The 10,559-nt window shown below is 36.3% G+C and carries 12 protein-coding genes; 1 reads left to right on the forward strand and 11 read right to left on the reverse strand.

Features of this window, described 5'->3' with window-relative positions; translation table 11 throughout:
- Positions 1 to 43: 43 nt before the first annotated feature.
- The 9 genes from PF272_RS11285 to PF272_RS11325 form a co-directional block, all read right to left on the reverse strand.
- The gene (locus PF272_RS11285; protein ID WP_271142835.1) at positions 44 to 961 is read right to left on the reverse strand and encodes a siderophore ABC transporter substrate-binding protein; all 918 of its coding nucleotides are present in this window, start codon (positions 959 to 961) and stop codon (positions 44 to 46) included.
- Positions 962 to 995: 34 nt separating this feature from the next.
- A complete protein-coding gene (locus PF272_RS11290) occupies positions 996 to 1,757 on the reverse strand; it encodes an iron ABC transporter ATP-binding protein (protein WP_271142836.1) in 762 nt (253 codons plus the stop codon).
- Positions 1,748 to 2,713 (reverse strand): iron chelate uptake ABC transporter family permease subunit, encoded by a 966-nt coding sequence (locus PF272_RS11295; RefSeq protein WP_271142837.1) that lies wholly within the window; start codon positions 2,711 to 2,713, stop codon positions 1,748 to 1,750. The genes PF272_RS11290 and PF272_RS11295 overlap by 10 nt, the downstream gene beginning before the upstream one ends.
- Positions 2,706 to 3,659: an ABC transporter permease gene (locus PF272_RS11300; RefSeq protein ID WP_269446909.1), complete on the reverse strand. Its 954-nt coding sequence runs from the start codon at positions 3,657 to 3,659 to the stop codon at positions 2,706 to 2,708. The genes PF272_RS11295 and PF272_RS11300 overlap by 8 nt, the downstream gene beginning before the upstream one ends.
- Positions 3,660 to 4,220: 561 nt before the next feature.
- Positions 4,221 to 4,979 (reverse strand): molybdate ABC transporter substrate-binding protein, encoded by a 759-nt coding sequence (modA, locus tag PF272_RS11305; protein WP_271142838.1) that lies wholly within the window; start codon positions 4,977 to 4,979, stop codon positions 4,221 to 4,223.
- A gap of 168 nt (positions 4,980 to 5,147) precedes the next feature.
- Entirely contained in the window at positions 5,148 to 6,215 is a 1,068-nt protein-coding gene (gene modC / locus PF272_RS11310) for a molybdenum ABC transporter ATP-binding protein (protein WP_271142839.1), read from the reverse strand.
- Positions 6,208 to 6,927, reverse strand: coding sequence for a molybdate ABC transporter permease subunit (gene modB / locus PF272_RS11315; protein WP_065237664.1), 720 nt, complete (start codon positions 6,925 to 6,927; stop codon positions 6,208 to 6,210). The genes modC and modB overlap by 8 nt, the downstream gene beginning before the upstream one ends.
- A 22-nt stretch (positions 6,928 to 6,949) precedes the next feature.
- On the reverse strand, positions 6,950 to 7,720 hold the full coding sequence (locus tag PF272_RS11320) for an ABC transporter permease (protein ID WP_065235083.1): 771 nt from the start codon (positions 7,718 to 7,720) through the stop codon (positions 6,950 to 6,952).
- Position 7,721: 1 nt separating this feature from the next.
- Complete coding sequence (locus PF272_RS11325) at positions 7,722 to 8,663, reverse strand: ABC transporter ATP-binding protein (RefSeq protein ID WP_271142840.1); 942 nt, start codon at positions 8,661 to 8,663, stop codon at positions 7,722 to 7,724.
- A 130-nt stretch (positions 8,664 to 8,793) separates the two neighbouring features.
- Between PF272_RS11325 and can the strand changes: the two genes are divergently transcribed.
- On the forward strand, positions 8,794 to 9,483 hold the full coding sequence (gene can / locus PF272_RS11330; protein WP_271142841.1) for a carbonate dehydratase: 690 nt from the start codon (positions 8,794 to 8,796) through the stop codon (positions 9,481 to 9,483).
- Here can and PF272_RS11335 read toward each other — a convergent pair.
- Positions 9,480 to 10,016, reverse strand: coding sequence for an elongation factor P hydroxylase (locus PF272_RS11335; protein WP_271142842.1), 537 nt, complete (start codon positions 10,014 to 10,016; stop codon positions 9,480 to 9,482). The genes can and PF272_RS11335 overlap by 4 nt on opposite strands.
- A 151-nt stretch (positions 10,017 to 10,167) precedes the next feature.
- Positions 10,168 to 10,559 (reverse strand): M48 family metalloprotease (locus tag PF272_RS11340; protein ID WP_271142843.1); only part of this gene is annotated, 392 nt, incomplete at its 5' end.

The raw sequence follows: 10,559 nt of genomic DNA on the forward strand, positions 1-10,559 counted from the left end.
TATTATTACCAAATATCTGCCATTTTATTTCTTAATAATTTAATTATTTTACGGCTTGTTCTAATTCATCAACCATCATTTCAGTTGCTTTTAATCCACCAAACGCTAAATACCAATTAGCGGCATCTAAATAAACAATATGTTTTTGTTGATATGCGTTAGTTTTCTTAATTAAATCATTTTCTAAAACAACTTTAGCATTATCTTTTTTCTCGGTAATTGCTGCTGTACGATCAACCACTAATAAATAGTCTGGATTTTTCTCTAATATATACTCAAAACCAACACTCATACCGTGAGTAGAAGATTTGATATTTTTATCTGCTGGTGTGAATCCAAATTTTTGATAAACCAAACCATAACGAGAAGTATCGCCATACGCACTAATTCTATTTTCATTTACTAATACCAATAGTGCTGTTTTGCCTTTGGTTAGTGCTGCTAATTGATTCACTCTGCTTTCTAAATTAGCAATTTTCTCTTTAGCCAACGCTTCTTTATTCACAATCTTGCCAAGAATTTCAATATTATTGACTAATGATGGATAGAAGTTAGTAAAGTCATTTTGATAATAAAAAACAGGGGCAATTTCTTTAAAACGATCTAACATTTTTTGCTGACGGCCTGACGCAATAATTAAATCTGGTTTTAATTCATTAATCTTTTCAAATGCAGGCTCTGGTAACGATCCTACATTCGCAAAACTGTCCGCTTTGAATGATTCTAAATAAGCCGGTAATGCAGTTGATTTTGGAATCCCAACAATGCGATCAGTTGCGCCTAATTCACGTAATGTATCCGCTACACCATAATCTAATACCACAATGCGTTTTGCGTCTTGTAGGATCAGCTGTTCCCCTACTGGTGTTGCGACGGTTATCTCTTTTGCTTGACCCGCTAAACTGGTAAATAAGCTAAGCAAGCCTAACAGTCCTACTGCAAATTTGATCGTTTTTTTCATTTCTCAGTTCTCCTTAATTAAATACGAATAAAAACTAACGAAAATAAGTGGCAATACGTTGCCCATTAATCTGTTGGATAGGAATATGCATATCATAAATATTGGCTAATACTTCGGTTTGCATAATGGTTTCTACCGACCCTTCTGCTACTAATCTACCTTGTTGCATCGCAATAATATGGTCGGCATAGCAGGAAGCAAAATTAATATCATGAATCACAATCACCACTGTCTTACCTAAATTTTCGACTAACTTACGTAATACCTGCATAATTTGTACTGAGTGTTTCATATCTAAATTATTCAGTGGTTCATCTAATAAAATATAGTCGGTATCTTGTGCTAGCGTCATCGCAATATATGCTCGTTGCCGTTGTCCACCACTTAATTGATGAATCTGTTTATCGCGCAACGCATCTAAATTCATATAATTAATTGCATGATCAATCGCTTGATGATCTGCCTTAGTTAAGCGACCTTTGCTATAAGGGAAACGCCCAAATGCAACTAACTCTGCAACAGTTAAGCGTAAATGAATATGGTTACTCTGCTTTAGAATCGCTAATTGGCGGGCAATAGCTTCGCTACTTTGTTGTTGTAAAGGTGTGCCATTTAAAATCACCTCACCTTGATCTGCTTGTAATAGACGACTCACAATTGCCAATAAAGTACTTTTCCCCGCACCATTTGGCCCGATAAAAGCGGTTATTTTCCCTTGTGGAATCGTTAATGAAACATCATCGACCACTAATTGCTGGCCAAACGTTTTACTAATATGCTTTAGTTCTATTGCCATGCTTTATTTGTCCTAAGTAATAAATAAATGAAATACACCCCACCAATAAAATTCACCAAAATGCTTAATGTTGTTTTAAAGGTAAGAATTTGCGCCACAATAAATTGTCCTAATACCAAAGTGATAATTGTGATTAATACTGCGGTCGGAATTAACCATCTATGCTGATGACGAGGCATAAATTCAAACGTAATATTCATCACCAGTAAGCCTAAAAAGGTAATTGGTCCAACTAACGCGGTCGCAATCGAAACCAAAATAGTGATAATCAGCAATAATTGTTTGGTTACTCGCTTATAATTCACCCCTAAATTAATTGCCTGATCACGTCCTAATGCCAGTACATCAAGCACTCGGAAATAACGAATACTTGCCAGCGCAGTAATAAAAATAATTGCTGTCGCTATCCATAAAATATTGGTATTAATCCGATTAAAACTTGCAAAACCAATATCTTGCGTAATTTGAAATTCATTAGGATCAATTAACACTTCCATAAACGTTGTCATACTTTGGAAAAGCGTACCAAATACAATTCCCACCAAGAGCAAGAAAAACATACTCTGCTGTTCTTGTTGGAATAACAAACGATAAAGCAATAACGCAAAAATCATCATCACCGCAGTGGAGAAGAAAAAGAGTCCTATTGAATCAATAGCCAATAAAGCGGCTGAACCTGAAGCAAAAATAATTGCTGTTTGAATAAATAGATATAAAGAATCTAATCCCAGCACACTTGGAGTCAAAATGCGATTATTCACTAAAGGCTGAAACAACATAGTAGCTAAGGCAATCGCTGTTCCCGTTGCAATAATCGCTAACAATGACAAACTCCGATGGGTTAAGGCATATTCCCAACGAGAAGGTAACTGATAAAATAAATAGCCAACACTCACTACCACTACAAGTAATATCAATAAAACCATTTTTAATTTAGCCGACACCAAACTACGCATTACGATACCTTTTCAACAACAAATACAGGAAGATCGCACTACCAAACACGCCCACGACCGCATTAATTGAAATTTCATAGGGGTAAATCACCACTCTACCTAAAATATCGCAGCATAGAACAAAGATAGCGCCAAGAATGGCGGTATGCGAAAGTGTTTTACGTAGATTGTCGCCTAAATAAAGTGTCACAATATTTGGTACAATCAAACCAAGGAATGGAATCACACCTACTGTTACAATTACAATCGCCGATACAATCGAAACTATTGCTAAACCTAGATATAACACCTGTTTGTAATTCAGTCCCAGATTAGTAGCAAACTCCTCGCCCATTCCCACAATAGAAAAGCGTTGGGCAAAAATATAGGCTAATAGTAAGGTGGGAATACTGATATAGAGCATTTCATAACGCCCACTCATAATCAGAGAGAAATCCCCTTGTAACCACGCAGAGAGGTTTTGTAGTAAATCTTGTTGATAAGCGATAAAAGCGGTAATTGAGCTAATAATATTGCCAAACATAATGCCAACTAATGGCACAAAAATGGTATCTGTAAACTTTAGTTTTGCGAGTAAGGTCATAAACAGCAATGACCCAGCAAAAGCAGCAATAATCGCCACGGCGGATTTTAATAACATCGACGCATTTGGAAAAAATAAAATCGCTAATAACACACCTAATCTTGCACAATCCATTGTGCCGGCAGTAGTGGGCGATACAAAACGATTGCGGCTTAGTTGCTGCATAACTAACCCACAGATACTAAGGCTAGCACCTGCAATCAAAATACTAATTAAACGTGGAACTCGGCTAATCATCAACACTTGCCATTGTTCAGTATCAAACGATAATAAGCCGGTTAAAGTGACCGAACTGACGCCAATGAGCAATGAAAAGAGCGATAACACGACTAGAAGTAACAACAAATATCGTCGCTGAATCATTATTTATTTTATCCCAACAAACAAAATGAGAATTGTTTTTATTTTTTCAGGCGGTCAATATTGCCACTATAAAAAATGAATTTCAAGTAGAAAATCGGAGTAGGTCGGGGTAGGCTGCTTGATAATCAGTGAAAATAGGGGATGGGCTGATAAGGGGTGATTGATGATGGCAAACTAAAAACCCACGAAAAATCGTAAGTTAGATAACTAACAAATCTGAAATTAATCACGAATCTTAATAAAGGCTTAATGGGTTCCCTCTCACACTTGCCCGAATGCAAATAAGATTTTCAGGCAAAAAAGTGATCATTTTTCGAACGCAGTGAGAAAAATCTCTGTTTTTTGCCGCCCGGAAAATCTTATTGGAATGAGGAATAGCAAGTGTGCGAGGGTGTGTTTCTTTTGCCTCCTTTTCTTTACACAAGTAAAGAAAAGGAGGTCCCCTTTAGGGCGAAACCTAAATGTGAATTAAAGCAAAAATATCTAAAGATTAAATTTGACTTTGTCAGCAGTCTAAAAAACCACGAAAAATCGTGGGTTTAATTACCAAATATCCTTCAATTATTTCGCAACACTAAAGCCATATTGAATAAATACTTGTTTCGCATCATCTGATTGCAAATAATCAAAGAATGCTTTTGCTGCTTTGCTATCATGATCTTTTAATAAGGCAACTGGGTATTCCACTTTTGGATAGCTATCTGCTGGGAACACACCAACAACTTTCACTTTTTTACTTTGTTTAGCATCAGTACCATACACTACACCTAAACGTGCTTCATTACGTTCTACTAACGCTAATGCAGCACGTACATCTTTACCACGAGCTAATTTAGATTCAATTTTATCCCAGAATCCTAATTTAGTGGTTGCTGCTTTCATATATTGACCAGCCGGCACATGATCAGGATCGCCGACAGAAAGAAAATTATTATCTAATTGCTTAATCCATTCACCTTTTGCAATATCCACTTTATCAATTTTGCTGTCTTGATTTGCAATCATCACTAATTCATTACCAACTAAAATTTTATCGCTACCTGCCACAGTTAAACCTTTTTCTTTCAGATAGTTCATCCATTTAGTATTAGCAGAAACAAAGATATTTGCTGGTGCTCCTTCAGCAATTTGGTTTGCTAATGTTGATGAAGACGCAAAAGAAAAGACAATTTCATCATCAGGTGCTTTTTTCTTGTAATCATCAGCAACTTGCTGCAAGGCGTTAGTCATTGAGGCTGCGGCAAATACCGTAACTTGTTCTGCATTTGCCATGCTTGCAGTTAAAGCAACTAATGAGGTGACTAATAATTTTTTAAACATAGGCTTCTCCTATCAAAAATTGATTATGAACTATTAATCTAAGAGAAATCTCTTAATTAATACTTCCGTAAGGCAAAATATTACCTATGGAAACGAATTGTAGGCAATTATCCACTAACAAGCGAGCATATTCTGCAAATAATTGATATCCAAATTTATTATATCTGGTTAATAAGCTAATAAGTGGATATGCAGAATATTAAGATAAACTTGTTGATTTACAATAAGTTGCATTTTTTGATAAATTGATTTTTCGATAGGAACAACCACCATCATTGATGCTGAAATCGTTACAGTTACTGCAATATGAGTTGCCATTTCAACAATTCTAGTGATAGTTCCTTGACAACAATGAGTAACGCTACTGTCAATCGGTGGTACTAAAGAAAGAAAAAGATCTTGCTGATTAATCGCAATTTTTAGCGTTTCGCCTAATGGGTAATCTTGATTTAGTGTAACTTGAAAGCGTTGATTCGCCACTTGCACAATGCCGTGCTGACAATTATCTGATTTCTCTATTAATTGACCTTGATAGATCCATTGTGTCATTTGATTTTGTTGCCATTCCGCTAATAATCCGTTATTCCACATTGTTTCTAAGTCAGCAAATTCTACTAATTTTCCCTCTTCTAATAGAATCACTCGATCCGCCAACATTTTTAACTCTTCTAAACTATGGGTTACATATAAAATAGGAATTTCAATCTCTTTAACTAAACGTAGCAAATAACGCATTAACTCTTGCTTACGTGGCATATCTAATGCAGATAATGGCTCATCCATTAATAAAATTTGTGGATTAGAAAGTAAGGCTCGCCCTATCGCTACTCGTTGTTTTTCACCGCCTGATAATGTTAATGGATAACGATCTAATAACTGGCTCAATCCTAATAACTCAACAATAGCATCAAACTTACCCTGTTCCTGTTTTGCCATGCCATATTGCAGATTTCCTTTTACTCGATAATGAGGAAATAAGCGAGCTTCTTGAAAAACATAACCAATATTGCGCTTTTCAATGGGTACATTTATCTGCTTCTCTGTATCCACCAACACCCGATCCACTAAACTAATTCGCCCTTGATCAGGTTTACTTAACCCGCTCACCATATTTAATAAAGAGGACTTCCCTGCACCAGATCGTCCAAAAATCATCGTAATCCCATTAGTAGGAATTTGCAGATCGAGTTCTACTGAAAGGGCAGGAAAATGCTTTTTAACTTGCAAATTAAGCATGACGTTGTCCTAATTTTTTATACATATAACGAGAGAGCCATTCTGATAATAGTAACGACAACAATGACAACATAATTGAGAGTAAACAGAGCTTGAACGCCTGATCTTCAGCGCCCGGCGTTTGAATAAAAGAATACATTGCCAATGGAATAGTTTGTGTTTGCCCTACGATATTGGAAACAAACGTAATAGTAGCACCAAATTCCCCTAATGAGCGCGCAAATCCTAACACCATTCCAGCTAATACGCCTGGTAAAGCTAATGGTAATGTAATAGTAAAAAAGACTCGATAAGGTGATGCACCGAGTGTTCTCGCCGTTGCTTCTAAATTTGTATCAATGCTTTCTAGAGATAAGCGGATAGAACGTACAACCAATGGAAAGGCTACCACAGCGGACGCTAAAATTGCTCCTCGCCAACTAAATGCAAAAGAGAAACCAAACCAATCATACAGATATTGCCCAATAACGCCCTTACGTCCCATGATTACTAATAATAAATAACCAATCACTACTGGAGGAAGAACAAGGGGAAGATAGATCACACTATTGAGAATCGTTTTGCCGTAAAAGTTTTTACGTGCCAATAGCCAAGCCACAAAAATAGCAAGAGGCAAACTCCAAAGTACCGCACCTAAAGCGACTTCTAAACTCAACCACAAGGCTTTCAATTCTTGCGGGGAAAAAGAGAAATAACGTTGTAATTCTCCCATTATGATTTGCCTCTTAATTTGATTAGTTTCTTAAACCAACACCGCGCTTAATTAATTGATATACAAAGTAATACAATACAATGATAAATAATGATAACACAGCGAAAGTATAATGTAAGGATACATCACTAATCCCTAAGAAACCATAACGAAAACCATTAATCATATACACGATCGGGTTTAATTTTGATACCCATTGCCAAAACTCAGGCAACAGTGAAATGGAGTAAAACACCCCGCCAAGATATGTTAATGGCGTCAATACAAAGGTTGGAATAATTGAAGTATCATCAAACGAACGAGCAAACACGGCATTAATTAAACCTCCTAATGCGAATGTTGCTGTCGTCATCAATAAGATCCCGACAATCACTAACCAAGAATAGACATCAAAACGCACAAAAAACAGTGAAACTAAAGTCACTAAGAAACCAACAAAAATACCTCGCGCCATTCCACCTGAAATATAGCCTAAAATAATAATATGTGGTGAAGTTGGTGATACTAGTAGCTCTTCCACATTACGGGCAAACTTCGTGCTATAAAATGATGATGCAACATTAGAAAATGAATTGGTAATTGCTGACATCATAATTAAACCAGGAACAATAAATTGCATATAACTTACGCCGTGCATCTCCCCAATCCGGCTACCAATTAATTGTCCAAAAATAATGAAATATAACATCATAGTGATTACAGGCGGCACCAGTGTTTGTACCCAAATTCGCATAAAACGTTGGATTTCTTTACGTAAAATCGTTTTATAGGCAACCCATGCTAATGATGACATATTACTTTCCCTCCTGTATTGCCTTATCTGCATCCGATTTATTTAATGCCATACTGACAAATAGCTCTTCTAAACGATTTGCTTTATTACGCATACTTAATACCGTAATCCCTTGTTCCGTTAATTGATGAAATAAATTATTTAATCCTTGCTCACGGTGTACTTCTACTTCAAGTGTCATCGCATCAACTAGTTTAAAGCGGTAATCTTGCAAGCTAATCTCATTTCTAGTTTCTGCTAAATCAAGAATAAAGGTTTCTGTTTCTAACTTCGCTAATAATGCTTTCATCGACGTATTTACTACTAAACATCCCTGCTGAATAATACCGATATTACGGCATAGCATTTCAGCTTCTTCAAGATAATGCGTCGTTAAAATAATGGTTGTACCTTGTTGATTTAATTCTTGTAAAAATTGCCACATAGTACGGCGTAATTCGATATCTACCCCAGCAGTCGGTTCATCTAAAATTAATAGGCGTGGGTTATGCATTAATGCACGCGCGATCATTAATCGACGTTTCATTCCCCCTGATAAACGCATCGATTTTTGCTGACGCTTATCCCATAAATCTAATTTTTTCAACCAATACTCTGCTCGTTTTAATGCTTCTTGACGTGGTACGCCATAATACCCAGCTTGATTAGTCAAAATATCAATTACTTTCTCAAAGTTATTAAAATTAAACTCTTGTGGTACTACCCCAAGTTGTTTTTTTAATTCTGTTAATTGGGTATCCAAGTCATAGCCGAATACTTTTACTTCACCGCTGGTTTTATTGACTAATGAACTGATGATACCAATCGTGGTCGATTTACCCGCACCGTTATGGCCAAGTAACGCATAAAAATCGCCCTCTTTAACGTGTAAATCAATGCCATGTAATGCTTTAAAGCCGTTACTATATGATTTTGTTAATTGATTTATTTCTAATGCAAACATAATCACCCTTACTTACATTGTTATTTTTTTTATTAATTTAATTAAAAGGTCATAGGCAGGAAATTTTTTCTCGGTATAATGCAAAACGCCCGACAATATAGCATATCTTCAAGGATAAAAGGTGTAACTAATGAAGAAAATCGAAAAACTATTTGCCAATAATTTTAAATGGGCAACGGAAATGAAAGAGCAACACGCAGATTACTTTGCACATCTTGCAGAACATCAAAAACCAACCTATTTATGGATTGGTTGTTCTGATAGCCGTGTTCCTGCCGAAAAGCTCACTAATTTAGGTCCTGGTGAACTTTTCGTCCATCGGAATGTTGCGAATCAAGTTATTCATACCGATTTAAATTGTCTATCTGTTGTTCAATATGCTGTCGATGTCCTCGATATTGAGCATATTATTATTTGTGGTCATACTAATTGTGGTGGCATTCACGCTGCCATAAATAATGAAGATCTTGGTTTAATCAATAACTGGCTTTTACATATTCGTGATATTTGGTTTAAGCACAGTCATTTACTTGGCAAATTACCGCTACAAAAACGTGCGGACGCACTCACACGTATTAATGTTGCTGAACAAGTTTATAATCTTGGCTTATCCTCTATTGTTCGTTCCGCTTGGAACCGAGGGAAAAAACTCTCTTTGCATGGTTGGGTTTATGATGTCAGCGATGGTTTTTTAATTGATCAAGGCGTAATTGCAACTAGCCGTGAAACCTTAGAAATTACCTATCGCCAAGCTATTGCAAAACTCCTTTTAGAGTATGAAGAGCAACAAGTTACCCCTAACCAAAATGACACAGATTAAATCTTTGTCACATCAAATTCAGCTAAATTAATCTCTATTGGTCGATGATAAAACTCTGCTAATGCTAAGCGGAGTTTTTCCGCCCTTTTTGGTAAACCTCTGGCGACATAATCACACACTTGTTGATAAACTTTCTGTTTAAATGGGCCTGTATCTCCCGGACTACCACTTAAATTATCGGCACTAGCAAAATATCGAAAGCCTGCTGCATTAGCCAAAATCCATTCCAACGCTTGAGGTTTCACTTCTACTTTTTCAAATTCTCTTTGCTGATCTTCGCTACGTCCATCAGGTTCATACCAATAACCAAAATCTTCTAATTCTCTACGCGCTTTACCTGCAACTAGCCAATGTGCAATCTCGTGTAAACCACTACTAAAAAAGCCACGAGCAAAATAAATCGCATGATAAGAACGCTCGTTTGTGGCGGGTAAATAGACAGGTTCATCCCCGCCTTTTTCTAATTTTGTATTATATTCTTCATAAAAACAGCGATTAAAAATCGCCATAAGATCTTCTATTTTATGTTCCATACTGCTTTGTTTAATTCATCTATCTAATTGCTACAATGAGTTTATCTTTTTTAGATTTTTATAATATTGGCGTAGCTGATTTTATACCCTAAATAATTAATGCCTTAATTAAAATAATTAAGGCATTAACCCATCATAAGCACTTAACTGATTATTTTAAATTTTGTAGCGCTTCAATACGTTTTTCTAATGGTGGGTGGCTCATAAATAAACTTGCCAAACCGCTTCTTTTACCATTAATTGCAAACGCTGCTAATTGTCCTGTTAATTCTTCAGGTTCATGAATTGCTTGTAAACGGCGTAATGCAGCAATCATTTTTTGTTTACCCACTAAATGAGCTGAACCTGCATCCGCATGGAATTCACGATAACGTGAGAACCACATCGCAATCATACTTGCAAGGAAACCAAATACGACTTCTAATACCATAGACACGAGGAAGTAGATACCTGAATTTGAACTACTTTCTTCATCACTACTACGGCTTTGTGCTGCTACGCTCGCAATGAGACGCGATAAGAAAATGACAAAGGTATTTAACT

This window comes from Gallibacterium faecale (genome assembly GCF_027920745.1).
GTDB classification, from domain to species: domain Bacteria; phylum Pseudomonadota; class Gammaproteobacteria; order Enterobacterales; family Pasteurellaceae; genus Gallibacterium; species Gallibacterium faecale.

Excerpts from the sequence above, each read along its gene's own strand:
- PF272_RS11320 (WP_065235083.1), bottom strand. The coding sequence starts at position 7,720 with ATGTCATCATTAGCATGGGTTGCCTATAAAACGATTTTACGTAAAGAA.
- modA (WP_271142838.1), bottom strand. The coding sequence starts at position 4,979 with ATGTTTAAAAAATTATTAGTCACCTCATTAGTTGCTTTAACTGCAAGC.
- can (WP_271142841.1), top strand. The coding sequence starts at position 8,794 with ATGAAGAAAATCGAAAAACTATTTGCCAATAATTTTAAATGGGCAACG.
- PF272_RS11335 (WP_271142842.1), bottom strand. The coding sequence starts at position 10,016 with ATGGAACATAAAATAGAAGATCTTATGGCGATTTTTAATCGCTGTTTT.
- modC (WP_271142839.1), bottom strand. The coding sequence starts at position 6,215 with ATGCTTAATTTGCAAGTTAAAAAGCATTTTCCTGCCCTTTCAGTAGAA.
- PF272_RS11325 (WP_271142840.1), bottom strand. The coding sequence starts at position 8,663 with ATGTTTGCATTAGAAATAAATCAATTAACAAAATCATATAGTAACGGC.
- PF272_RS11285 (WP_271142835.1), bottom strand. The coding sequence starts at position 961 with ATGAAAAAAACGATCAAATTTGCAGTAGGACTGTTAGGCTTGCTTAGC.
- modB (WP_065237664.1), bottom strand. The coding sequence starts at position 6,927 with ATGGGAGAATTACAACGTTATTTCTCTTTTTCCCCGCAAGAATTGAAA.
- PF272_RS11290 (WP_271142836.1), bottom strand. The coding sequence starts at position 1,757 with ATGGCAATAGAACTAAAGCATATTAGTAAAACGTTTGGCCAGCAATTA.
- PF272_RS11300 (WP_269446909.1), bottom strand. The coding sequence starts at position 3,659 with ATGATTCAGCGACGATATTTGTTGTTACTTCTAGTCGTGTTATCGCTC.
- PF272_RS11295 (WP_271142837.1), bottom strand. The coding sequence starts at position 2,713 with ATGCGTAGTTTGGTGTCGGCTAAATTAAAAATGGTTTTATTGATATTA.